A 25,652-nucleotide genomic window follows, 5' to 3' on the forward strand; every position below is an offset into this window, starting at 1 on the left:
ACCAATTAAAATTCTTTTTTTACCAACTGGCTTTTTTAACCCCTGGTATCAATCCGTTATTTGCTAATTCACGAAATGTGACACGTGAAACACCAAATTGACGCATGTAACCTCTAGGTCTACCTGTTATCTTACATCTGTTATGTAAACGAACCGGTGAAGCGTTCTTTGGTAATTTCTGCAAACCTACGAAATCTCCAGCCTCTAACAAAGCTTTTCTTTTCTCAGCATACTTTGCTACCGTTTTTTCTCTCTTCACCTCACGGGCTTTCATTGATTCTTTAGCCATATCTTAATTCTTTTTAAAAGGTAATCCTAATTCAGTCAATAATGACTTCGCTTCCTTATCTGTTTTTGCAGTAGTTACAAAAGAGATATCCATACCTGATATTTTATTTACCTTATCGATATCAATTTCTGGGAAAATGATTTGCTCTAAAACACCAAGGTTATAGTTTCCTCTTCCGTCAAAACCAGTAGCTTTAATACCACTGAAATCTCTAACACGTGGTAACGAAGAAGTAATAAGTCTATCTAAAAACTCATACATTCTTTCTCCACGTAGAGTAACTTTCGCACCAATTGGCATTCCTTTTCTCAATTTGAAAGATGCAACATCTTTCTTTGAAATTGTAGATATCGCCTTTTGCCCAGTTATCTTTGTTAATTCATCAACTGCGTAGTCAATTAATTTTTTATCTGAAACTGCTGCTCCAACTCCACGGCTCAAAACGATTTTTTCCAATTTTGGAACTTGCATTACGTTTGTGTATCCGTACTCCTCTTTAAGAGCAGAAATTACTCTGTTCTTATATTCTTCTTTTAGTCTAGGTGTATACTCCATTACTATAGTACTTGATTAGATTTTTTTGAAAATCTTACTTTCGCATCTCCTTCAACTCTAATTCCAACTCTAGTCGTTTCCTTTGTTTTCGGATCAATTAAAGAGATGTTAGATATTTGAATAGCAGCTTCTTTTTTCACAATACCACCTTGAGGGCTTTTTGCACTTGGTTTCGTATGTTTTGAAACCATGTTTACACCTTCAACAATCGCTTTGTTCTTCTCACGGTCAACGCGCAAAACTTTACCTTCTGAACCTTTATGGTCTCCAGCAATTACTCTTACGATGTCGCCTGTTTTTATTTTTAGCTTTATCATCTTAAAACGAATTAAAGCACTTCAGGTGCTAATGATACAATTTTCATGAATGATTTTTCACGAAGTTCTCTTGCCACCGGACCAAAAACACGAGTTCCCCTCATCTCACCAGCAGCATTTAATAACACACATGCGTTGTCATCAAATCTGATATATGATCCGTCAGCTCTTCTCACTTCTTTTCTGGTACGTACAACAACTGCAGTTGAAACAGCTCCTTTTTTAACGCTTCCGTTAGGAGTAGTATGCTTTATAGAAACTACAATCTTGTCGCCAACAGAGGCATACCTTCTTTTGGTACCTCCTAAAACACGGATAGTTAAAACTTCTTTTGCTCCCGTGTTATCTGCTACTTTTAGTCTTGATTCTTGTTGTACCATAATTATTTAGCTCTTTCTAGGATTTCAACTAATCTCCAACATTTCGATTTACTTAAAGGACGCGTCTCGCTAATTCTTACAGTATCTCCAATGTTACAGTCGTTTGTTTCGTCGTGCGCAACGTATTTCTTTGTTTTCAACACGAACTTACCATATAGGGGGTGTTTTACTTTACGCACCTCTGCAACAACGATAGACTTATCCATCTTGTCCGAAGTAACAACACCAACTCTCTCTTTTCTTAAATTTCTTTTTTCTTCCATCTTTCGGCAGATTACAATGATTGCAACTCTCTTTTTGTTAGCTCTGTAGCCAATCTCGCAATAGTTCTTCTTACACTTCTTATTTGAAGTGGATTCTCAATTGGTGATAAAGCGTGAGCCATTTTTAGGTCAGCGTATGTTTTCTTAGTCAAACTAAGCTTCTCTTGCAACTCCGCTGCAGAAAGATCTTTTATTTCTGATTGTTTCATAATATAATATAGATTATGCTTCGAAATCTCTAGCAACTACGAACTTAGTTTTTACTGGAAGCTTTTGAGCCGCAAGACGTAACGCCTCTTTTGCAACTGACAAAGGAACTCCTCCAACTTCAAACATAATTCTTCCGGGTTTAACAACGGCAGCCCAATACTCAACTGCACCTTTACCTTTACCCATACGTACCTCAAGAGGCTTCTTAGTAATTGGTTTGTCTGGAAATATTTTGATCCATAATTGACCCTCTCTTTTCATGAAACGAGTTGCAGCGATACGTGCAGCTTCAATTTGACGAGAAGTAAGGAACATTCCATCTTCATGTACAGATTTAATACCAAACATTCCATTAGAAAGTTCATGCCCTCTTCCAGAGTTCCCCTTCATTTTACCTTTTTGTACCTTTCGGTATTTTGTTCTTTTAGGCTGTAACATTTTTCTTTAATTTAAAAATTACTTTCTTTTACGAGCGTCTGGTTTTCCACCTTTATTAAAGTTAGATTTCCCACGAGGAGCATCTCCACCTTTTCCGCCAGATTGTTTCTTGTCCATTCCAGCAAGCGGAGAAAGATCTCTCTTTCCGTAAACTTCACCTTTCATGATCCACACCTTGATACCCATTCTACCATAAGTAGTATGTGCTTCAGCTAATGCATAATCGATATCGGCTCTGAAAGTTGATAAAGGAACTCTTCCGTCTTTGAAACCTTCTGAACGTGCCATCTCAGCTCCATTCAAACGACCAGAAATCAAAACTTTGATACCCTCAGCGTTCATACGCATAGAGGCAGCAATAGCCATTTTGATTGCACGTCTGTAAGAAATTCTGCTTTCAATTTGACGACAGATGCTTGTAGCAACTAGATACGCGTCAAGTTCAGGTCTTTTGATTTCAAAGATGTTGATTTGAACCTCTTTGTCTGTAATTTTCTTAAGTTCTTCTTTTAACTTGTCTACCTCTTGTCCACCTTTTCCGATAATAATACCAGGTCTAGCTGTAGTGATAGTAACGGTTACAAGTTTCAAAGTTCTCTCGATGATTACTTTTGATACACTAGCTTTTGATAAACGAGCATGGATATACTTTCTGATTTTATGATCTTCGGCAAGTTTGTCACCATAATCATTTCCACCATACCAGTTTGAGTCCCATCCCCTGATGATACCAAGTCTATTTCCAATTGGATTTGTCTTTTGTCCCATCTTTATTAAATTGCTTGTGTGTTATTAATAGATCCAAGCACGATTGTTACGTGATTGGAACGTTTTCTTATTCTGTGTGCACGACCCTGTGGCGCTGGACGAAGTCTCTTCAACATCATCCCACCATCTACTGTAATCGTTTTAACAAATAACCCAGCCTCTTCCATATTAGCATCAGGATTTTTAGCTTGCCAATTGGCAATAACTGATAAAACCAATTTCTCTAATTTTCTTGAAGCTTCTTTAGAACTAAATCTTAAGATGTTAAGTGCTCTCTCTACCTTCTGACCTCTTACCAAGTCCGCTACTAAGCGCATTTTTCTAGGTGAAGTAGGGCAGTTATTCAATTTCGCGAAAGCTATAGACTTATTAGCCTCTTTTCTCGCATCTGCTGTTTCTCTTTTACGAACTCCCATTGCTTCTTATTTTTTACCTTTATTTTTCGCACCAGAATGACCTCTAAAAGATCTAGTTGGTGAAAATTCTCCTAATTTGTGACCTACCATGTTTTCTGTTACGTAAACTGGTACAAATTGACGACCGTTATGAACTGCGATAGTCTGTCCAACAAAGTCTGGAGTTATCATCGAAGCTCTAGACCATGTCTTTACAACTCCTTTATTTCCACCTGCGATGTTTTCTTGAACTTTCTTGTCTAACTTATAATGAACAAAAGGTCCTTTTTTTAATGAACGTGCCATATCTTAATTATTTCTTTCTACGTTCTACGATATACTTGTTACTCGGGTTTTTCTTAGAACGAGTTCTATAACCTTTTGCTGGTATTCCATTTCTTGAACGTGGATGTCCACCAGAAGAACGTCCTTCACCACCACCCATTGGGTGATCGACAGGGTTCATTGCAACAGGTCTTGTTCTAGGTCTTCTACCTAACCATCTTGTTCTACCTGCTTTACCAGATACAACTAATTGGTGGTCTGAATTAGAAACAGCTCCAATAGTAGCAGCACAAGTTAACAAGATTAACCTTGTTTCACCTGAAGGCATTTTGATTGTAGCATATTTCCCGTCTCTTGCCATTAACTGAGCAAATGTTCCAGCAGAACGAGCAATTACTGCTCCTTGACCTGGTCTTAACTCAATACATGAAATAACAGTTCCTAATGGAATTCTGCTTAACGGCAATGTATTACCAATTTCCGGCTGAGATTCTGGTCCCGAAAGTAATTTCTGTCCTACTTTCAACCCGTTTTGAGCAATAACATATGTTTTCTCACCATCAGCATACGCTAACAATGCAATAAATGCAGTACGATTTGGATCATATTCAATTGATTTCACTGTCGCAGGAATTCCTTCCTTAGTCCTTTTAAAATCAATGATACGATATCTCTGCTTGTGACCACCACCCGTATAACGCATGGTCATCTTTCCTTGACTATTTCTACCACCAGAGTTTTTTATCGGCGCTATCAAAGAGCGTTCCGGCTTATCAGTTGTAATGGCGTCATAACCATTCACAACTCTAAATCGCTGACCTGGGGTAATAGGTTTTAATTTTCTTACTGACATTTTTCTATCTTAGATATTGTTGTAAAAATCAATTGTTTCTCCTTCTTGTACTTGAACAATTGCTTTTTTAATTGCATTAGTCTTTCCACTGATTAAACCACTCTTAGTGTATTTTGTAGTTCTATCCGGTCTTACGTTCATTGTATTGACACTCAAAATAGTCACACCATAAGCAGCTTCAACAGCCTTCTTAATTTGCACTTTATTTGCTTTCCTGTCAACAACGAACCCGAAGCGGTTTAAAACTTCACTTTCTTTGGTTACTTTTTCCGTTACTATAGGTTTAATTATGATGCTCATATCCTATTATTTACTTAAATTTTCTTCAATTATCTCCAAAGAACTCTCTAAAAGAACTAAGTTATTAGCATTCAGAATAGCGTAAGTGCTTAATTCTAAACTACTTACCACGCTAGAAACCTTTAAATTACGTGAGGACAAATATACATTTTTATTCGTATTGCCCAACACAAACAGAGACTTTTTATTATCTAACTCTAAAGCTTTCAAAACATTAATGAAATTTTTAGTGCTTGGCGTTTCAAAATCGAAGTCTTCAAGAACGATTATATTCGCCTCTTTTGCTTTAATTGAGAAAGCAGATTTTCTTGCCAAACGTTTCAAGTTTTTATTCAATTTGAATGAATAACTTCTTGGTCTTGGCCCAAAAACTCTACCACCACCTTTAAACAATGGATTCTTTGCACTACCCGCACGAGCAGTTCCAGTTCCTTTTTGTTTTTTAATCTTACGTGTACTTCCCGCTACTTCAGCTCTCTCTTTTGCTTTGTGCGTCCCTTGTCGTTGATTCGCTAAATACTGCTTAACATCAAGGTATACTGCGTGATTATTTGGTTCAATTGCGAATACTGCATCAGAAAGTTCAACCTTTCTTCCAGTATCTTTTCCGTTGAAATCTACTACTTTTACTTCCATTACTTGTGAATGATTACATAAGAGTTGTTACATCCAGGAACGCATCCTTTTATAACAAGTAGGTTCTTTTCAGCCACTACTTTTAAAACTCTAAGGTTTTGAACGTTTACATTTTCTCCTCCCATTCTTCCAGCCATACGCATTCCTTTGAATACTCTAGATGGATAAGAAGAAGCCCCTACAGAACCTGGTGCTCTTAAACGGTTATGTTGACCGTGAGTTGCTTGACCAACACCACCAAAACCGTGACGTTTCACAACCCCCTGAAAACCTTTACCTTTCGATACACCTTGTACATCTACAAATTCTCCTTCTGAAAACATAGTGACATCTATAAGATCTCCCAGTTTTTGTTCTGTTGCAAAATTCTGAAATTCAACGACTTTTTTCTTAGCTACAGTTCCCGCTTTTTTAAAGTGACCTAAAGCCGCTTTTGTGGAATGTTTCTCGTTTTTGTCATCGAAACCCAGTTGCAACGCTTCGTACCCGTCAACACCAATGGTTCTGACTTGGGTAACAACACAAGGACCAGCTTCAATTACTGTACAAGGAATATTCTTCCCGTTTTCATCGAAAATACTAGTCATGCCGATTTTTCTACCAATTAACCCAGACATAAATATTAATTATTAATTATTAAATATAAAAATAGAACACATCATTTAAGTGGACCTTATTTTTAAAGTGGTGCAAAAGTATAACTTATTTACACACAATCCAAAAAAAACTTCCACTTAAACAAAGTGCCCTTTTTACTCTTAAGAAAATCCTTAAACTTTGATCTCTACTTCAACTCCACTAGGCAATTCTAATTTCATTAAAGCATCAATAGTTTTAGAGGAAGAGGAGTAAATGTCAATCAATCTCTTGTATGACATTACTTCAAATTGCTCTCTCGCCTTTTTGTTAACGTGCGGAGAACGTAGCACTGTAAAAAGTTTTTTGTGAGTTGGTAATGGAATTGGTCCTGTTACCACTGCACCGGTACTCTTCACCGTTTTTACAATCTTCTCAGCAGACTTGTCTACCAACATATGATCGTAAGATTTTAGTTTTATTCTGATTTTTTGACTCATTTTCTTAAAGATTAAGCGTTTCCTTTTGCTTTTTTAATTACTGCTTCTGAAATATTAGAAGGAGTTTCCGCGTAATGTGAAAATTCCATAGTAGATGTTGCTCTACCAGATGAAAGCGTTCTTAATGTTGTAACATAACCGAACATTTCTGATAATGGCACATCAGCCTTAATTGTTTTAGCACCCGCTCTATCACCCATGTCATTAACCTGACCTCTACGACGATTGATATCACCTACGATATCTCCCATGTTTTCTTCTGGTGTAATAACTTCCATTTTCATGATTGGCTCAAGAATAACAGCACCTGCAGCTTTAGCAACTTCTCTGTACCCCATTCTTGCCGCTAACTCAAAAGAGAGTGCATCAGAATCGACAGGGTGAAAAGATCCGTCAGTTAAAGTTACTTTCAAACTATCCACTTGATAACCAGCCAAAGGACCCGTTTTCATAGCTTCTCTAAAACCTTTCTCTACAGATGGGATATATTCCTTAGGAACGTTACCACCTTTTACAGCATTAACAAATTGTAATCCTTTTGGAACTTTTCCTTCCACTTCATCAGCTGGCTCTAATTTAAACACGATATCACCGAATTTACCACGACCACCTGATTGCTTTTTGTATGTTTCTCTATGAACGGCAGACTTGGTAAAAGCTTCTTTGTACTCAACTTGAGGCTCACCTTGGTTTACTTCAACTTTGAATTCACGACGCATTCTATCAACTAAGATGTCTAAGTGAAGCTCACCCATCCCTGAGATAATAGTTTGTCCTGATGACTCATCTGTCCTAACCGTAAACGTTGGATCCTCTTCTGCTAATTTAGCCAAAGCCATACCCATTTTATCAACGTCTGCTTTAGTTTTAGGCTCAATTGCAATACCAATTACCGGTGCAGGGAATTTCATACTTTCTAGGATAATTGGGTGTTTTTCATCACACAATGTATCTCCAGTTTTAATATCTTTAAATCCTACTGCCGCTCCAATATCTCCTGCTTCGATAAAATCGATTGGGTTTTGCTTGTTAGCGTGCATTTGGTATATTCTTGAAATTCTTTCTTTATTTCCTGAACGTGTATTCAATACATAAGAACCTGCATCTAAACGTCCTGAATAGGCACGGAAAAAAGCTAAACGTCCTACGAAAGGATCTGTAGCAATTTTAAATGCTAAAGCAGCGAATGGCTCCTTAACATCTGGCTTACGCATTATTTTAGTTTGATCTTCTTCCAATAAATCAGCATCATCAGGATGAATTCCTTCAATGCTATCTTTATCTACTGGAGAAGGCAAGTATTTACATACTGCGTCTAACATGAATTGAACGCCTTTATTTTTAAAAGAAGAACCAGCAATCATAGGAATGATAGCCATATCCATAACAGCAGCTCTTAATGCTTTATTGATTTCTTCCTCTGTAATAGAGTTTTCATCTTCCATGAATTTTTCCAACAAATTTTCATCATAATCAGCAACTGCCTCAATAAGAATAGATCTGTATTCCTTCACTTCATCAAGCATTTCCTCAGGAATAGCCACAACATCAAAAGTCGCCCCTTGTGTTTCATCATGCCATACAATAGCCTCGTTTTTTACTAAATCCACAATACCTTTGAAATCATTTTCTTCACCAATTGGCAAAGTGATTGCAACAGCATTTGATTTTAGCATGTCTCTAACTTGTTGACAAACCATCAAAAAGTCAGAACCTTGACGATCCATTTTATTCACGAACCCAATACGTGGTACCTTATATTGATCTGCTAATCTCCAGTTTGTTTCTGATTGTGGCTCAACACCATCTACAGCACTAAACAAGAAAACTAACCCATCAAGCACACGTAATGAACGATTCACCTCTACAGTAAAATCAACGTGTCCTGGGGTATCAATAATATTAAAGTGATATGGCAATGTCTCTGGCAACGCTTCACCCTGTCTCATTGGAAAATTCCAAGAACAAGTTGTCGCTGCAGATGTAATTGTAATACCTCTTTCTTGCTCCTGAGCCATCCAGTCCATTGTCGCAGCACCATCGTGCACCTCACCAATTTTATGTGACTTACCAGTATAAAAAAGAATACGCTCCGTTGTTGTTGTTTTACCAGCATCAATGTGAGCAGCAATTCCAATATTTCTTGTATATTTTAAATCTCTAGCCATTTCTTATGAATTAAAATCTAAAGTGAGAGAATGCCTTATTAGCTTCTGCCATCTTGTGCGTATCCATTCTTTTCTTAACAGCAGCTCCTTCTTCTTTAGCCGCAGCCAAACATTCCGAAGCTAACCTTTGCGCCATAGACTTTTCATTTCTTCTTCTTGAATAAAGTATCAACCACTTCATCGCCATAGAAATCTTTCTGTCTGGTCTAATTTGCATTGGAATTTGAAACGTAGCTCCACCTACTCTACGACTACGTACTTCTACGTGAGGCATAACGTTTGCTAAAGCATCTTTCCAAATGTCTAATGATGGTTTTTCTGCATCTTGCTTTTTAGCCTCTATAATGTCAATTGCATCATAAAAAACTTTAAAAGCTGTTGATTTCTTACCGTCCCACATTAAGTTGTTCACAAAACGTGTTACCAATTGGTCGTTAAACCTTGGATCTGGTAAAAGTGGTCTTTTCTTTGCCGCTCTTTTTCTCATGTCTTTTTTTTAATAAAACGCTACTACTTTGGCATCACAATAAATCATGTTGCGAAAGAATAACATTTTAAATTACTTTTTTGCTTCTTTTGGGCGTTTAGCACCATACTTAGATCTTCTTTGCGTTCTTCCTGCTACTCCTGACGTATCAAGTGCACCACGAACGATGTGATATCTAACTCCTGGTAAATCTTTTACCCTTCCACCCCTAACTAATACTATCGAGTGCTCTTGTAAATTGTGTCCTTCACCAGGGATGTATGCATTTACTTCATTACCATTTGTCAAACGTACACGCGCTACTTTACGCATTGCAGAGTTTGGTTTTTTTGGTGTAGTAGTGTAAACACGCGTACAAACCCCTCTTCTTTGAGGACAAGAATCTAAAGCAACCGATTTACTCTTCTTAGTCATCTGAGTTCTTCCTGTTCTTACTAATTGTTGAATTGTTGGCATAATTAATACTAAAAATTTATTATGTATATTAAATTCCCGCTTTTTACGGGGTTGCAAATGTATAAATTATTTTTCACTCTGCAAATGTTAATTCATTAATTTTTATCTCGAGTAAACATTTGTTCTCTAATGGAATAAAGAATCCTACTTATCCATTAGCTTAATAAATCAAACACCCAACCAAAGCCTCCTTTGTGCTGATTCACAAGCCGCTCGATTTTTATGTTAAACATTCGATATTTACAGTACATTTATAAAAACTTAAAACTCATTGAAATATTTCATACTTCCTATTTTACTATTTATACTTAGCTTACATTGCGGCGCTCAAAATTTTGAATTGCAATTAACCGCCACTTCCTCAGCAGAAAACAAAATAATCGATTCTCTAAACTACACCCCGCGCCACAAAAACTTAAATTCTTTACGTTTAGAAATCGAAACAACCTCCCAGAGACTATCAAATTTAGGCTATATTGAAAACGCCGTAACGGAGCGCCATCAAGCAAACGACTCCACTTACATTGCGAAATTTCACTTAGGCACAAGAATAAAATTTGTACACATACATATCGGTAAAAATAAAGCTACTGCAAAATTACTGTCAACCCACATAAAGCAGGACAGTATTTTCCTCCAGTACGCCGACGTGGAAAATTTTTTACAACAAAACACAATAAAATTAGAAAAAGAAGGCTACTCCCTGGCCAAAGTTAAACTGACCAATATCCAAAAAAAAGGAAATACACTTTTTACCGAATTGCAATTCGAATCAGAAAACCGCAGACAACTAAATGCTATCGTAATAAAGCACTCCGAAGATTCGCAGCAAAACAATTTTCCAAAGGGACATCTTACTCAAATCAGTCGCAGATACAAAAACAAAGTTTTTAATCAAGACATCGTAAGCAAAATAAATAGTGAGTTTGAAAAGTTCGGATTTGTAAACCAAATAAAGTATCCTGAAGTTCTTTTTACAGAGGACAGCACCAAAGTTTACGTGTATCTACAGAAAAGAAAGTCAAACACTTTTGACGGCTTCATTGGATTCAGCAATAACGAAAACAAAAAATTAACTTTGAACGGCTACCTTGATCTCAGTTTACAAAACACCTTGCATGTTGGTGAACAATTTTCTCTCTATTGGAAAACCGACGGAAATGGACAAAGAACATTTAAAACCTCTTTAGAATTACCCTATCTATTTACAAGTCCCATCGGCTTAAAAGGAGAATTGAACATCTTCAAACAAGATAGTACGTTTCAAAACACCAAAACGGCAATCGACATCAGCTATTTTGTAAATTACGATACCCGAATCTATCTCGGATACCAATCAACGGTGTCAAGCGATATACAGAACGCCGGAAGCTCGATGATCAGCGACTACACTAATTCCTTTGTCACAGCAAATTTGGACTATTCGTATTACGACTACACCAACTCTCTATTTTTAAAACAATCAACACTTCTGCTCAAAACAGGCTCAGGAAACAGAGAAATGCAAAATCAAGCAGAGAATTCTAAAAAAAACAAACAGTTTTTTTTAGAATTACAGGCAATACTTACTTTCAACTTGAACAGCAAAAATAATGTTAATATAAAGACACAAAATTATTACCTGCACAGTTCTAACTATTTCACGAATGAATTGTATCGTTTTGGGGGAATAAACTCTATTAGAGGATTTATCGAAAATAGTTTAACCGCTAACTTCATGACTTCCATCCTTACCGAGTATCGATATGTCGTTTCGCCCAGTCTATATTTCCACACCATTCTTGATTACTGTAGGCTAGAGGGCCCTGCTGCAATCGCAACTGGAGATAAAAAAAATAATTTACTGGGAATTGGGATTGGACTTGGCGCTCAAACTAAAGCTGGATTACTTAAAATATCAATGGCAAACGGAAGTTCAAGAAATAGAAAAAATAAAATTTTCTAACACAATCATTCACCTAAGCTACAACGTTAAATTCTAAGTTACGAAGAAAAAAACCATTTATTTTATTAGGATAGTTAACAAATTATTAAGAGTTTTGTAACACTAATTCAAAATAATTAAAAATGAAACTAAAGTTCAATGGAATCTTAGTACTACTAGTAGTGCTGATGGCGCAACTAACTTTTGCGCAAGAGAGAGTTGTGACAGGTGTTGTTTCTGACAATGCAGGAATGCCTATACCAGGCGTTAGTGTGTTAGTTAAAGGAACAAAATCTGGTACAAACACTGATTTTGACGGGAAATATGCAATAAGAGCTACTCCAAGTCAAATTTTAACATTTAGCTACATTGGGATGAAAACCCAATCAATGGCGGCTTCTTCAACATCTGTAAATGTTACAATGATTGGAGATGCATTCGAACTTGAAGGAGTTGTAGTAACTGCTTTAGGTATTAAAAGAGAGAAAAAAGCACTTGGATATGCAACACAACAAGTAAGTGGTGACGAAGTATCTGACGTGAAAAGTGCCAATTTTGTGAACTCCCTTTCTGGTAAAATTGCAGGTTTAGATATTAAATCATCGGGGAATTTCGGTGGATCTACTCAGGTAGTTATTAGAGGTAATAGCTCAATCGCCGGTAACAACCAAGCTTTATTTGTTGTTGATGGCGTGCCAATTGATAACGGTAACTCAAACGGTGCAAACCAGCAATCTGGTAGAGGTGGATATGACTACGGTAATGCTGCGTCTGACATCAATCCTGATGACATTGAGTCTATTAACGTACTTAAAGGAGCTGCTGCAACCGCACTTTACGGTTCTCGTGCTTCTAATGGTGTTGTAATGATTGTTATGAAAAAAGGTAGAAACAGAAAAGGTCTTGGTGTAACCATATCATCAAGTTTAACTTTAGGAAATGCTGACTCATCCACTTTACCTAAATATCAAAATAAATACGGAGCAGGTTATGGTCCTTACTATGATTCTGCTGACGGATACTTCAATTTAGCTGATATCAATGGCGATGGTGTTGATGATTTAACGACACCTTTTACTGAGGATGCTTCGTACGGTGCTGCATTTGACCCAAGTTTATTAGTTTACCAATGGAACTCTATTTATCCGCAATTAACAGATACGTACCAGAAAGCGACTCCTTGGGTAGCGGGTAAGAATAATCCAAATTCAGTGTGGGGTACAAGCAGCACGGCGGTTAACTCTGTCTCCTTAGACGGGGGTACAGACACTAGCTCATTTAGATTAGGTTTTACCAACTTACTAGCTGAAGGTAACTTACCAAACAGTAATATTAAGAGAAATACAATCACTTTTTCAGCATCGCAAGATCTTTCTGATAAATTAACTGCTTCTGCTAGTTTCAATTTTGTAAAAGCGGACGGTAGAGGTAGAAATGGTACTGGTTATTCTGCCGGTAACATCATGCAACAATTTAGACAATGGAATCAAATGAATGTTGATTTTGGTGCACAAAAAGATGCTTATCTTACCACTGGTGACAATATTACTTGGAACCCTAATGGTCCTGATAATCTAAAACCAATCTATTCAGACAATCCATACTGGACTTTCTACGAAAATTATGAGACGGATACAAGATCAAGATATTTTGGTAATGTCGCTTTAGACAACAAAATCAATGACTGGTTAAGTGCTATGGTAAGATTCTCTTTTGATACTTACAGCGAACTACAAGAGGAAAGAATCAATGTTGGAAGTTCTGACGTATCATCGTATTCAAGACGTAACAGCAATGTGTCTGAATTCAATTACGATGCAATGTTAAATTTCAATAAAGATTTAACTGAAAAACTAAACCTAGAAGGAAATATTGGTTTCAACTTAAGAAACAATATTGCGAACAGTATCTCTGCGAGAACTAACGGTGGTTTAAATTTGAGAAGCTTGTATTCTCTTTCTAATAGTGTAACCCCTATTAATGCTCCACTAGAATACGACGCTAATCAGTTAGTAGACGGTGAGTATATTAGAGCAAGTTTAGGTTATGATGGTTATGCTTTCTTAGAAGGTTCATACCGATCTGACCGTTCTTCTACATTACCAAAAGACAACAACAGATTTGATTATTTCTCTGTCTCTGGAAGTTTAGTGTTCTCTAACCTAATTGATGCTCCATGGCTGTCATTTGGTAAGGCAAGAGCAAATTACGCTGAAGTTGGTAGTGCTACAGATCCTTACAATGTATTTAATACATTTAATATAGGAACTCCGTTTAACGGAACTGGTATCGCATCGAATCCGGGTGCTCAAGCTAATTTGAATCTTTTACCTGAGAGACAAGAAAGTTATGAATTTGGATTAGAAATGTCTTTTTTAAACAGACGCGTTGGTTTTGACGTATCGTACTACAACAACCAAAACATCAACCAGATTACAGCTATTCCCTTATCTACATCAACTGGATACGGTTCCGCTTTATTGAATGCTGGAACTATCGAAAACAAAGGTGTAGAAGTACAATTTAACGCTACTCCATTTAAAACTGCTGATTTCAGATGGGATCTAAACCTTAACTGGACACAAAATAAAAGTTTAGTTGTTGAACTGTTAAATGGAATTGAAAACTTACAATTAGCCGGTTTACAAGGTGGAATTTCTATCAACGCAACTCCAGGTCAACCTTACGGAACAATCAGAGGTAGTGATTATATTTATGCTGCTAATGGTCAACCTATCGTTAACCAAACAGGATCGGCAAGTAGAATTGGTACTTACCAGAGAACAGGTGAAAATAACAGTGTAATTGGTGATATCAACGCAGACTGGAAAGCCGGTCTTAACAACAGCATCACTTACAAAAACTTAAATTTAAGTTTCTTACTGGACATGCAAAAAGGGGGAGATGTTTTTTCTCTTGATACATGGTATGGGTATGCAACAGGTATGTATGACTTTTCTGCTGCTAATAATGAACTAGGAAACCCAGTAAGAGATATAGTTACAGGAACTCCTGGAAACTACGGAGCTAATTCTGGTGGTATTATCTTAGATGGTGTTGCTCCTGATGGTACAAAAAATACCGTTAGAGGAAATGCTGGTACATATTTAAACCCATGGGGTTACGCAAGAGCTCCTAATAAACTACACGTTTATGATGCTGGGTATATTAAATTGCGTGAAGCAAGTTTAACTTACAACTTTGGTGCTCCAGTATTAGACAGATTACCTTTCACTACTGCTTCGCTTTCTATCATTGGCAGAAACTTATGGATTATCGACAAAAATACTCCGTATGCAGACCCTGAAGCTGGTTTAAGTTCTGGAAATGTTCAAGGTTACCAATCTGGTGCTTACCCTTCTATTAGAGAAATTGGAGCAAGTCTTAAATTACAGTTTTAAAAAATTACATTATGAAAAAAATAATATTAACAGCGTTATCTATTCTTGCTTTAGTATCGTGTCAATCTGATGACGCATATGAGAACCTCAATAGAGACCCAAAGAATCCGACTCAAGTTGATGCAGCGTTTCTATTCAACAGTGCAACAAAAAGCTTAGTGAGTCAAATGACAAGTACCAATGTAAACACTAACGTTTTTAGATTGTTAGGACAACACTGGACGGAAACAACGTATGTAGATGAAGCCAATTATGACTTCAATACACGTAACATCACCAATGCACATTGGTCTGAACTATACAGAGATGTAATTCTGGATTTATCTACTGCAAAAGAGAATACTGATGCAAGTACTAAATTATCTGCAGCGACTAAAAGCACAAGAAATGCTCAAATCGAGATATTAAGTGTTTACGCTTGGGCTAACTTAGTGGAGACATTTGGAGACGTTCCTTATTCTCAATCGTTGAATCCAGGTACTTATGTTTTACCTGCCTACGATGACGCAGCTACCGTTTATTCAGACCTACTTACCCGTTTAAATGCTGCAATACCAAATTTAACTGATAGCGGCTTTGGTGCTTCAGATCCAATATATAGTGGAAACACTGCTAATTGGAAAAAATTTGGTAACTCATTAAAATTAAGAATGGGTATCCGTATTGCAGACGTTCCCGCAATGTCCGCTAAAGCACAATCAGCAATTACAACTGCAATCAGTGGTGGTGTCTTCACTTCAAATGCAGATAATGCCGCTTTGAAATATGAAAGCGCCCCACCAAACACTAACCCATTGTGGGAGGACTTAGTGCAGTCTGGACGATCTGATTTTGTTATCGCAAACACTTTAGTGGATTTCATGAACAACCTCAATGATCCAAGAAGATCAATGTACTTTGATCAAAATTTAGGTGCGGGAGTGTACGTAGGTGGACCTTACGGTGAAAACAATCCTTACGCCACTTACACACACGTAGGAGATAAGTTATTAGAGCCCACTCTTCCAGCGTCTTTAATGGATTATGCAGAAGTTAATTTCTATTTAGCCGACGCCGCTGAACGCTCTATATCAGGAACTCCTGCATCAGCAGCTGGATTCTATAATAAAGGTGTTACTGCTTCATTTGACTATTGGGGAGTAACTGGTGCTGCAACTTACTTACTTAATCCTAAAGTAGCTTACGCTACAGCGCCAGGAACATGGCAAGTAAAGATTGGAAATCAACTTTGGTTGGCTATGTACAACAGAGGTTATGAAGCATGGACTGCCTGGAGAACTTATGACATCCCCGGTTTTAACTTACCTGCTGGATCTGGACTTCCTGTTCCAACCAGATTGACATATCCAATTAGCGAACAAAACTTAAACAAAACTAACTATTCTGCAGCTTCTACAGCTATAGGTGGTGACGAACAAACTACAAAACTATTCTGGGATAAAAACTAAGAAAATACTGTTCGATTTTAATGCATTGAAGGCTGCCCATAGGGCAGCCTTTTTTATTGTCACCGCATCACCACCACTATCATTAACTGATATACTAAAAAAAGCAGCAGAGTAAAGACAGTAGAAATCCCCCACCTCGCCAAAAATTTATACCGATTGTAAAACCAGTTTAGTCCAATTACATCGGAGTAATTTCATATTACACGGCAATTATACCTTAACCTATTGGAGTGAAATATAAGCTAATTAGCTAATTCATTTTACTACTGAACAACTATTTACCTTTCAACCATTTGTAACCAATAATAATTACATGTAAAGGCGACATAAAATATCCAGGCATTCTAGCCTAAAAGCGATTTAAGCTCAATTCTGGAACTACCCTCAATATTATTAAAACCATCATCGAAAGCTGGTGGTTTTTTTTTATATCTTTGCACCATGGAAAAAGAACATCAAATATTTGGGATTAGAGCAATAATCGAAGCGATTCAAGCCGGCACAACAGTAGACAAAGTTTATATTCAAAAGGAAGCGAGTAGCGAATTGATGAAAGACTTAATGAAAGTGATGAAGCGCGCTAATGTAAACTTCTCCTATGTTCCTGTAGAAAAATTAAACAGATTAACCCCTAACAACCACCAAGGCGCGGTCGCTAGCATCTCTCCTATTTCCTTTTTTGATTTAGAGACCTTAATCGAAACAGTGGTTGAAAATGGAAAAGCCCCGTTATTCCTTATATTAGATCAAATTTCTGATGCCCGTAATTTTGGTGCTATCATCAGAACCGCTGAGTGTACCGGAGTAAATGGAATAATAGTACAAAAAGCAGGTTCCGCTCCAGTAAATGGAGATACCGTAAAAACATCAGCAGGAGCAGTATTTAATATTCCCATTTGTAAAGTAGAGCATATCAAAGATGCCATCTTCCTTTTGCAAGCGAGCGGAATTAAGACTATTGCTGCAACAGAGAAAACAGATAATACTATTTATGACGTTTCTTTAAATGAGCCCGTAGCCATTATTATGGGATCGGAAGACCGCGGTGTCAACCCATCAGTTTTGAAAATTGTTGACGAAAAAGCGAAACTGCCTATGTTTGGAACCATTGGCTCCTTAAATGTTTCAGTTGCTTGTGGCGCTTTTTTATATGAAGCGCTAAGACAAAGAAGATAATCCAATTACCCCTACTCCCTTAAAACGGGAGCAGGTATAAATGTCTCTAAAACGAATCAGGACTCCAGTCTTGATTCGTTTTTCTTTTATATTTAGCAACCTCTACAAATAAAAACTCCGTAAGACTCCCCACTATTATAACAATTCTACATTATATTGTTAAAACAGTAAGATAAACGAAACTTACAGACTTCATTTATTGATCACTAATTTCTATTTCAATAAAAAAAAAGAGCGAGTAAATATCGTAAAGGCAGTGTAATCAGATATATATAAATTTTTAACAAGGTTAATGACATAAGCTTACCATTAGTCACATATATAACAATATTTGATAAAATCCTACACTTTACATTATAGTAATATTAACATTTCCACAAGATATTTGCGACACTAATCCAAATTATCTAAAAATGAAACCAAAGTTTAATCGAATCTTGATGCTTCTACTAGCATTAATTACGCAAATCACCTTTGCGCAGGATAGGACCGTGAGTGGTACTGTATCTGACAACTCAGGACTACCTCTACCTGGAGTAAGTGTTATTGTAAGAGGCACTCAAAACGGTACCCAAACAGATCTTGACGGAAAATATGCTATCAAAGCTTCTACCACACAAAGCTTAGTATTTAGTTACATTGGGACGGAAACTCAAGAATTGAAAGCTGGTTCTCCTACTATTAACGTAAGACTTAAAAGTACGTCTCAAGCACTAGAAGAAGTCGTAGTTGTTGGTTACGGAACACAAAAGAAAAAAGATGTGACAGGTTCTATTTCCCAAGTTAAAGGAAATGCTATCTCTAATCTTGCTGCTCCAAGTTTTGAATCACAATTAGCAGGTAGAGCTGCTGGTGTACAGGTTACTACCAATTCTGGAGTTTTAGGACAAGCACCTGTAATTCGTATTCGAGGAGTTGGTTCTCTTACATCTGGAACGTACCCATTAGTTGTTGTGGACGGAGTACCTATTTTTACAGGAGATGTAGGAGGGTATGCGAACACAAATGCATTGGGGGACATAAACCCTGCGGATATCGAATCAATGGAAATTTTAAAAGATGGTTCAGCTACTGCTATTTACGGCTCTAGAGCAGCTAATGGTGTAATTTTAATAACCACTAAAAGAGGTAAAGGGGGACGATTCATAGCGAACTACAATACGTATATGGGCGCACTTGAACCAATAAAAACGCTCAGTTTATTAAAAACTAAAGACTTCATTACAATCCAAAATGAAAAAAGAACCAATCGAGGCGCTGCGCTTTGGGCTGCCGGTGACACTTACGATACGGACTGGCAAAAGGCGGTACTTCGTTCAAGCGCATTGCAGATAGACCATAATCTTTCCTTATCCGGTTCTACAGATAAAACTAACTATTATTTCTCCATGGGATATAATAAACAAGAAGGTGTAGCAATAGCAAACGAACAAATTAAATACAACGTACGTGCTAATGTAGATCAGAAAGTAAAAAGCTGGTTGAACATAGGTACTAACATTGCTATCTCCAGAACTCAGAATGACGGCTTAAACGTGGGTACAAATAGCTTATCGGGATTAATGTTTAACGCAATGCGTCAATTGCCAAACACTGCTGTTTTTGACGCGACTAACCCTACCGGGTATAATATCATCGGAGCTTCTGTTGGACAAGGACAAAACTTTTCAGTTATTGCCAATAATTTACCAAACATTAGGTATGTATTAGACAACAACATTTTAAGATCTAAAATTGACAGATCTTTAGTTAGTGTTTATGCCAATGCAAAAATCACTCCCTCTCTATCTTTTAAAACACAAGCTGCCGTTGATGCAATTGGAACGGAAGGATTTCAATATCTCAACCCCATAAATGGCGATGGTGCCGGTGTAGCGGGATTAATTAGAAATGATTTTACCAATTTAACACGTTGGAATATCCAAAATGTATTGTCGTATAACAAAACATTTGCGGGCGTGCACAACCTAGGCGCAACAGCAATTTACGAAGCACAACAACAAAGAGTGAATCGTTTCATGGGTGGTGGTAATGGGCTATCATCTACTTTTTTCAACCAGAACGTGATAAGCGGTTCCTATACTACGCCCTTTTCTGAAGGATCTCTATCTGAAAACGGAATTTTATCATATGCTGGTAGATTGACGTACAACTACAAAGAAAAGTACTATATTCAAGGATCTATCCGTAAAGATGGACTTTCGGCTTTGCCATCAGCTAACAAATGGGGGACTTTCCCGGGTGTTTCAGGAGGTTGGACCGTTAGCAATGAATCCTTCATGCAATCAATTGAAAATGTTGTATCAGAATTTAAATTACGAGCTTCATATGCTGAAGTAGGAAATACAGATATTGGCAATTATCCTTCATTAGGGTTATACAACAACGCAAAATATGCTGATTATAATGGGATAGCTTACTCACAGGCAGGTAACGATCAGTTACAATGGGAAACTTCCATCAAAACTGATTACGGTGCTGATTTGAGCTTGTTCAACAATCGTTTACGATTTACTTACGATTATTACATTAATAATCAAAACGGTTTGATCTTAGATGTACCACAACCACTTTCATTGGGAGTTCCTGGTAACTCGATCGCAAAAAATATTGGAGCTATAAAAAATACTGGTCACGAATTGTCAGTAGACTTTAATGCTGTTACTAGCGCTAACTTTAAATGGAACATAAATGCTAATATTTCATTTGCTAAAAGTGAAGTTGTAACTTTAGTGAAGGGACAAGATATTTTGAATGGCGATAATTTATTACGTGAAGGTGAATCTCCTTTTTCTTTATATGGATACAAATATTTTGGAGTCAATGCTTCTAATGGTAACCCAATTTACTTCAAAGCAGACGGTACCTTAGTGCAGGGAAACATAGACACTCAAGCGTATAGAGTTTATGATCCAAATAACCCTACAGATATCTCAGTAGCATCTTCATTGAGCTCTTCTGACAAAAGAGTACTTGGTAATGTATTACCAAAATACTTTGGAGGACTAATAAACAACATGACATATAAAAATTTAGATTTAACATTCATGTTCCGTTTTAGTGGAGGTAATAAAATCTTTAATGCTACAAGACGAGAAGGTTTAGCTCAAAACTTTAACAACAACTCTACAGAAATTTTGGGTAGATGGCAAAACGCAGCTAATCCTGGTGATGGCTGGACTCCAAGATTAAGAGACGATAGAGAAACATTTATTAATATCAACCAAGCTTCTACTCGTTTCCTAGAAGACGCTGATTTTATTAAATTGGACAACATCACTTTGGGATACAGTTTAGCAAAAACAATAACACAAAAAATTGGTGTTGATAAATTTAGACTTTACGTTCAAGGCCAAAATTTATTAGTAATTACTAAATACAGCGGTCTTGATCCTGAAATGGAAATTAGAGGTATAGATTATAATGGTACGCCAAGATCTCGAATATTTACTCTAGGACTAAATGTTGGTTTCTAATTTAATAAATAAACAAAATGAAAAATAAAAATAAAACAATAAATACCTGGGGCACAAAATTATTTGCTTCACTTTTATTAGCATCGTTCTTCCTTACCTCATGTGAAGAAGAAAAAATAATAGATTTAGCTCCTTTTAATAGCATCTCAGAAACTGCAGCTTTCACCACGCCGGCACTTATAGATTTATCCGTAACTGGTATGTACAATGGGGCTGCAATAGGCGCCTACAACGGTCCTGCTACCGGTACTAGTGGAAGGGGATACATATTCGGAGCTGCTTTTGTTCAACAAGGCGACAATAGAGGTGAAGACGCTCTTAATTTAGCCACTTTTTACCAACTGACCTACACAGGTACTTACGATCCAACAACAGCAAATAACACCTATTATTGGGCAGATGGTTACCGATTGATAAACAGAACAAACATCGTAATTGAAGGTGTTGAAAATGCAGCAAAAACAGGAGTGATAACCCAGGCTATAGCTGATGATTATATTGGTCAAGCTAAATTCTTCAGAGCGATTACTCACAATGAATTACTAATCTTTTATGCAAAACCATTTCAAGATAACAATGGTGCAAACTTAGGTGTTCCGTACAGAGAAATCCCGAACAATACGCAAGTCAACATTGATTTGAGTATGGCACAGGGAAGAAATACTGTTGCTGAATGTTACACTAAAATTTTAAAAGATTTAAATGACGCTGAAGCATTACTTTTCCCTAAAAGTGCAAGAGCCGCAACTGCTAGAATTGATAGAATATCCAAAGAAGCAGCTATCGCTTATAAAACAAGAGTATACCTGCAAATGCGTAACTGGAATAAAGTAATAGATGAAGGTGTCAAATTGAACGGTTTATATTCAATGACTGCAAATCCAGACACTCCTTTTGCAAGTAATCTTTCCAACACAGAGTCTATTTTCTCCCTATCACATAGTGCAGTTAATAATGCTGGTGTGAATGCTGCTTTAGCAAACATGTACCACCCGCCTCTTCCTGCTACATCAAACGGACGTGGATTAGTGGCTATTAGCCCAATAATCTGGAGAAATCCAAGTTGGTTATCTGATGATAAAAGAAGAGCTGAAGGTGTGATGGTAGTAACTGGTACAACAGCTTATTTTCCAAACACTAAATTCACTAAAAAGTATAAAGATGGTGCGAATAAAACAGATGCCGCTCCAGTGATTAGATATGCTGAAGTTGCCTTAAATATGGCTGAAGCTTATGCAAGAAATAGTGATGTAGTAAATGGTTTAGCACGATTAAACTCCGTAAGAGATCGATCATTAGCTACTCCTTTGACGCAATCTTATAAAGCTTCAAATTTTGCAACAAATGTCGATTTGTTGAGAGCGATCCTATCTGAAAGAAGAATTGAGTTCATAATGGAAGGCCGCAGATGGGGAGACATTTCCAGATTACAAAATGATCCAATTTTCCCAATAAGTGGTGTTCCCGCTAAAGTGGCTAATGGAGGTTTTTCAAGTGCAGCAACTGCATTAACGGCATATGCCTTAGGAACTCCTTACACAGGTGCATTGAGCGTAAATACTATTGCATATGATAACTTTAAGTTTTTGTGGCCAATACCTCAATTAGAAGTGGATTCTAACCCGACATTAAAAGCGCAACAAAATCCTGGATATTAATCTTAAAAACTGATAATACTATATTTATTATTAGTATCGGTATACTTATTTTGGCGGAGCTAACAATCCAGCTCCAACCACACTAAAAAAGTGCTCCTGGAACATCGCAATAATTTTCATAACGTAAGGTAGAAATTAATGTTAATCCAGATACGCTTAAACCATTCCCAGTGCGGTGATTGACAAAGCCGCTCTTAATTAATAGAATTAGTACTCTTTTATACCGAAAGAACCATCACTATCACGAGTGATGGTTCTTTTTTTTACACCTATTGTTACTTTACTATTCAACGTTTGGCTCCTCTTCATTATTTGACACAATGGTATAAGCTACTTTAGAATCAGAGGTGAAATATACTTGAATTCCACCAGGCTCTTTGGAACTCTCCTCTTCCTCAATAACTAAATTGACGAAATTCCCATCCTCGTCAAAACGTTGCATAAACTTATCCTCTGCAAAGTTAAAATCAGGTCTTTCCCAATCGTATTTGATTGGCTTTTTATATTCCGGTGTTTTATACACCAAAGACAGTACCACTCCAGCGATCAACCCCGCAAAATGCCCTTCCCAAGAAATGGTGTCATCCACTTTTGGAAACGCATACCACAGGATCCCTCCATACAGCATTATCACGGCAAGCGATAAGGCAACCAGACGATAATATCGCGTCAATATTCCTTTAACAAAAATAAAGGATACTAAAACATAGACCAAGCCACTGGCTCCGATATGATAACTTGACCTACCAATCAACCAAGTCAAAATACCTGAAAACAAAATCCCATACCCTATAACAGCATAGGACTGTTTTGCGTAAAAAAACTGCAAAGCAGCTAACAACACTAATAAGGGCATCGAATTATTATAAAGATGCTGCAAATCTGAATGGATGAAAGGACTAAAAACGACACCTTGCAAACCGGAAAATGTTCGCGGAAAAATTCCGTTTTTATCAAAATCAAAACCAAACCGAATTTCCATCCAATAAACAAACCAAAGGAAAAGCACAAAAAAGAGTGGTACTCCAACAACAGAATTAGTAAATTTAAAATGATTGTCCATTTTGGTATTTTAATTTTATGGCTTAATTCAAAAATATATCCAAAAGCAATTTAATGCTATTTTGTCAGATAATAAAGCTTCCAATCCATAAATGAAATATACTCGTTGCTAAACCGCGTGAATCAACAAGTAGCCCAGTGCCATACCGTCGAGAGCAACGGCATCCTTTTGTTTCTTTGCCAATTACAAAGCAACCGAAAAAAAAGATATAGTGTAGCGCTAGAATAGCTACAAATAAAAACAGTAATTTTACAAAATGGAAGCACCATTAGCAGAACGAATACGTCCACAGAAATTAGAAGACTATATAAGTCAGTCTCACCTTGTGGGACCAAACGGCTCTTTGACACAACAAATAGCAAAAGGGATTATCCCTTCTCTAATCTTGTGGGGACCGCCGGGAACGGGTAAAACCACCTTGGCGCAAATAATCGCTCAGGAATCAAAACGACCTTTTTATATTTTAAGCGCCATCAATTCAGGGGTTAAAGACATCAGGGAAGTCATCGAAAAAGCGAAACAAAGCGGCGGTCTATTCACCACTAAAAATCTCATTTTATTCATAGATGAAATTCATCGCTTCAGCAAATCACAACAGGACTCCTTATTAGCGGCCGTTGAAAAAGGATGGATCACGTTAATAGGAGCCACAACAGAAAACCCCAGTTTTGAAGTTATCCCTGCTTTATTATCCCGTTGTCAAGTTTATGTCTTGAACGCTTTCACAAAGAATGATTTAGAGTCCTTATTACAACGCGCTTTGAAAACAGATGTTTTTTTAGCCTCCAAAAATATTGAATTAAGAGAAACAGAGGCGCTATTACGACTTTCTGGTGGTGATGGGCGTAAACTGTTGAATATTTTTGAACTAGTCGTAAACGCGTCTGCTGATAGCGAAATTATCATTACCAATGACAGGGTTTTTGAACTGGTGCAACAAAACACCGTTCTATATGACAAAAGTGGCGAACAGCATTATGACATCGTTTCGGCTTTTATAAAATCGATTCGTGGCAGCGACCCAAATGGGGCTATTTATTGGCTAGCAAGAATGATTGAAGGCGGAGAAGACGTGAAATTTATAGCCAGACGCATGCTTATTCTATCGAGTGAAGATATTGGAAACGCAAACCCTACTGCTTTTATAATGGCCAACAATACGTTTCAGGCGGTTACAACAATTGGATATCCTGAAAGCAGAATCATATTAAGCCAATGTGCTATTTATCTTGCTACCTCTCCTAAAAGCAATGCTTCCTATTTAGCCATTGGCACAGCGCAGCAACTAGTAAAACAAACTGGTGACTTACCCATTCCTATCCATTTACGTAATGCGCCTACCAAATTAATGAAAGAATTAGGATATGGCGACGAATATAAATACTCCCATGATTTTGCCAACAATTTTGCCGACCAAGAATTTTTGCCTGATGAAGTCAAAAATACAGCGTTCTATGTTCCCGGAAACAATTCCAGAGAAAATACGACAAGAGACTTTTTGAAAAACCGTTGGAAAGATAAGTATGGCTATTAAAGAACTGTACCAACCCGATTTGGATTAAAACATAAATTCGTTTGGTATTAGAAAAAAGCAAAGGTCCTATAGAGATGTTCCCTATAAATAAAAGAA

The 25,652-nt window shown here is 37.1% G+C and carries 26 protein-coding genes; 7 read left to right on the forward strand and 19 right to left on the reverse strand.

What is annotated here, in order from left to right:
- Positions 1 to 19: 19 nt before the first annotated feature.
- From rpsN to rpsL, 18 genes are all read right to left on the reverse strand, one after another.
- Positions 20 to 289 (reverse strand): 30S ribosomal protein S14, encoded by a 270-nt coding sequence (gene rpsN, locus A3SG_RS0107035; protein ID WP_016989319.1) that lies wholly within the window; start codon positions 287 to 289, stop codon positions 20 to 22.
- Between the two features lie 3 nt (positions 290 to 292).
- Positions 293 to 844, reverse strand: coding sequence for a 50S ribosomal protein L5 (rplE, locus tag A3SG_RS0107040; protein WP_016989320.1), 552 nt, complete (start codon positions 842 to 844; stop codon positions 293 to 295).
- A 2-nt stretch (positions 845 to 846) separates the two neighbouring features.
- On the reverse strand, positions 847 to 1,161 hold the full coding sequence (rplX, locus tag A3SG_RS0107045) for a 50S ribosomal protein L24 (protein ID WP_016989321.1): 315 nt from the start codon (positions 1,159 to 1,161) through the stop codon (positions 847 to 849).
- An 11-nt stretch (positions 1,162 to 1,172) separates the two neighbouring features.
- Positions 1,173 to 1,541 carry a 50S ribosomal protein L14 gene (gene rplN, locus A3SG_RS0107050; RefSeq protein ID WP_016989322.1) on the reverse strand — a complete coding sequence of 123 codons (369 nt, stop codon included), beginning with the start codon at positions 1,539 to 1,541 and terminating at the stop codon, positions 1,173 to 1,175.
- Between the two features lie 2 nt (positions 1,542 to 1,543).
- A complete protein-coding gene (gene rpsQ / locus A3SG_RS0107055) occupies positions 1,544 to 1,804 on the reverse strand; it encodes a 30S ribosomal protein S17 (RefSeq protein WP_016989323.1) in 261 nt (86 codons plus the stop codon).
- Between the two features lie 11 nt (positions 1,805 to 1,815).
- Positions 1,816 to 2,013, reverse strand: coding sequence for a 50S ribosomal protein L29 (gene rpmC / locus A3SG_RS0107060; RefSeq protein WP_016989324.1), 198 nt, complete (start codon positions 2,011 to 2,013; stop codon positions 1,816 to 1,818).
- Between the two features lie 13 nt (positions 2,014 to 2,026).
- Positions 2,027 to 2,452 (reverse strand): 50S ribosomal protein L16, encoded by a 426-nt coding sequence (rplP, locus tag A3SG_RS0107065; RefSeq protein WP_016989325.1) that lies wholly within the window; start codon positions 2,450 to 2,452, stop codon positions 2,027 to 2,029.
- An 18-nt stretch (positions 2,453 to 2,470) separates the two neighbouring features.
- Positions 2,471 to 3,220, reverse strand: coding sequence for a 30S ribosomal protein S3 (rpsC, locus tag A3SG_RS0107070; RefSeq protein WP_016989326.1), 750 nt, complete (start codon positions 3,218 to 3,220; stop codon positions 2,471 to 2,473).
- 5 nt (positions 3,221 to 3,225) lie between these two features.
- Positions 3,226 to 3,636, reverse strand: a complete 411-nt coding sequence (gene rplV, locus A3SG_RS0107075; protein ID WP_007136561.1) for a 50S ribosomal protein L22 — start codon at positions 3,634 to 3,636, stop codon at positions 3,226 to 3,228.
- Between the two features lie 6 nt (positions 3,637 to 3,642).
- A complete protein-coding gene (rpsS, locus tag A3SG_RS0107080) occupies positions 3,643 to 3,921 on the reverse strand; it encodes a 30S ribosomal protein S19 (protein ID WP_016989327.1) in 279 nt (92 codons plus the stop codon).
- Between the two features lie 7 nt (positions 3,922 to 3,928).
- Positions 3,929 to 4,753, reverse strand: coding sequence for a 50S ribosomal protein L2 (gene rplB / locus A3SG_RS0107085; protein WP_016989328.1), 825 nt, complete (start codon positions 4,751 to 4,753; stop codon positions 3,929 to 3,931).
- A 9-nt stretch (positions 4,754 to 4,762) separates the two neighbouring features.
- Positions 4,763 to 5,053, reverse strand: coding sequence for a 50S ribosomal protein L23 (gene rplW, locus A3SG_RS0107090; RefSeq protein ID WP_016989329.1), 291 nt, complete (start codon positions 5,051 to 5,053; stop codon positions 4,763 to 4,765).
- A 6-nt stretch (positions 5,054 to 5,059) separates the two neighbouring features.
- Complete coding sequence (rplD, locus tag A3SG_RS0107095) at positions 5,060 to 5,689, reverse strand: 50S ribosomal protein L4 (protein WP_016989330.1); 630 nt, start codon at positions 5,687 to 5,689, stop codon at positions 5,060 to 5,062.
- The gene (gene rplC, locus A3SG_RS0107100; protein WP_016989331.1) at positions 5,689 to 6,306 is read right to left on the reverse strand and encodes a 50S ribosomal protein L3; all 618 of its coding nucleotides are present in this window, start codon (positions 6,304 to 6,306) and stop codon (positions 5,689 to 5,691) included. Before rplC ends, rplD begins: the two co-directional genes overlap by 1 nt.
- A gap of 153 nt (positions 6,307 to 6,459) precedes the next feature.
- Positions 6,460 to 6,765, reverse strand: coding sequence for a 30S ribosomal protein S10 (rpsJ, locus tag A3SG_RS0107105; RefSeq protein ID WP_011963470.1), 306 nt, complete (start codon positions 6,763 to 6,765; stop codon positions 6,460 to 6,462).
- 11 nt (positions 6,766 to 6,776) lie between these two features.
- Positions 6,777 to 8,933: an elongation factor G gene (gene fusA, locus A3SG_RS0107110; protein WP_016989332.1), complete on the reverse strand. Its 2,157-nt coding sequence runs from the start codon at positions 8,931 to 8,933 to the stop codon at positions 6,777 to 6,779.
- Between the two features lie 10 nt (positions 8,934 to 8,943).
- Entirely contained in the window at positions 8,944 to 9,420 is a 477-nt protein-coding gene (gene rpsG, locus A3SG_RS0107115) for a 30S ribosomal protein S7 (protein WP_016989333.1), read from the reverse strand.
- Between the two features lie 72 nt (positions 9,421 to 9,492).
- A complete protein-coding gene (rpsL, locus tag A3SG_RS0107120) occupies positions 9,493 to 9,876 on the reverse strand; it encodes a 30S ribosomal protein S12 (RefSeq protein ID WP_022828353.1) in 384 nt (127 codons plus the stop codon).
- 271 nt (positions 9,877 to 10,147) lie between these two features.
- Between rpsL and A3SG_RS0107125 the strand changes: the two genes are divergently transcribed.
- The 6 genes from A3SG_RS0107125 (at position 10,148) to A3SG_RS0107155 (ending at position 22,959) form a co-directional block, all read left to right on the forward strand.
- Positions 10,148 to 11,821: a hypothetical protein gene (locus A3SG_RS0107125; RefSeq protein ID WP_016989335.1), complete on the forward strand. Its 1,674-nt coding sequence runs from the start codon at positions 10,148 to 10,150 to the stop codon at positions 11,819 to 11,821.
- A gap of 122 nt (positions 11,822 to 11,943) precedes the next feature.
- Positions 11,944 to 15,201 (forward strand): SusC/RagA family TonB-linked outer membrane protein, encoded by a 3,258-nt coding sequence (locus A3SG_RS0107130; protein ID WP_016989336.1) that lies wholly within the window; start codon positions 11,944 to 11,946, stop codon positions 15,199 to 15,201.
- An 11-nt stretch (positions 15,202 to 15,212) separates the two neighbouring features.
- The gene (locus tag A3SG_RS0107135; protein WP_016989337.1) at positions 15,213 to 16,649 is read left to right on the forward strand and encodes a SusD/RagB family nutrient-binding outer membrane lipoprotein; all 1,437 of its coding nucleotides are present in this window, start codon (positions 15,213 to 15,215) and stop codon (positions 16,647 to 16,649) included.
- 441 nt (positions 16,650 to 17,090) lie between these two features.
- Positions 17,091 to 17,825: a 23S rRNA (guanosine(2251)-2'-O)-methyltransferase RlmB gene (rlmB, locus tag A3SG_RS0107145; RefSeq protein ID WP_016989339.1), complete on the forward strand. Its 735-nt coding sequence runs from the start codon at positions 17,091 to 17,093 to the stop codon at positions 17,823 to 17,825.
- 413 nt (positions 17,826 to 18,238) lie between these two features.
- Complete coding sequence (locus A3SG_RS0107150; protein ID WP_016989340.1) at positions 18,239 to 21,301, forward strand: SusC/RagA family TonB-linked outer membrane protein; 3,063 nt, start codon at positions 18,239 to 18,241, stop codon at positions 21,299 to 21,301.
- 17 nt (positions 21,302 to 21,318) lie between these two features.
- Complete coding sequence (locus tag A3SG_RS0107155; RefSeq protein ID WP_016989341.1) at positions 21,319 to 22,959, forward strand: RagB/SusD family nutrient uptake outer membrane protein; 1,641 nt, start codon at positions 21,319 to 21,321, stop codon at positions 22,957 to 22,959.
- A gap of 283 nt (positions 22,960 to 23,242) precedes the next feature.
- Here A3SG_RS0107155 and A3SG_RS0107160 read toward each other — a convergent pair whose 3' ends face one another.
- Positions 23,243 to 24,022 (reverse strand): rhomboid family intramembrane serine protease, encoded by a 780-nt coding sequence (locus A3SG_RS0107160; protein ID WP_016989342.1) that lies wholly within the window; start codon positions 24,020 to 24,022, stop codon positions 23,243 to 23,245.
- Between the two features lie 256 nt (positions 24,023 to 24,278).
- Here A3SG_RS0107160 and A3SG_RS0107165 point away from each other — a divergent pair, with 256 nt between their 5' ends.
- Positions 24,279 to 25,556 (forward strand): replication-associated recombination protein A, encoded by a 1,278-nt coding sequence (locus tag A3SG_RS0107165; protein WP_016989343.1) that lies wholly within the window; start codon positions 24,279 to 24,281, stop codon positions 25,554 to 25,556.
- Positions 25,557 to 25,652 lie beyond the last annotated feature (96 nt).

It is taken from the genome of Flavobacterium sp. ACAM 123 (assembly GCF_000264055.1).
Lineage (GTDB): Bacteria > Bacteroidota > Bacteroidia > Flavobacteriales > Flavobacteriaceae > Flavobacterium.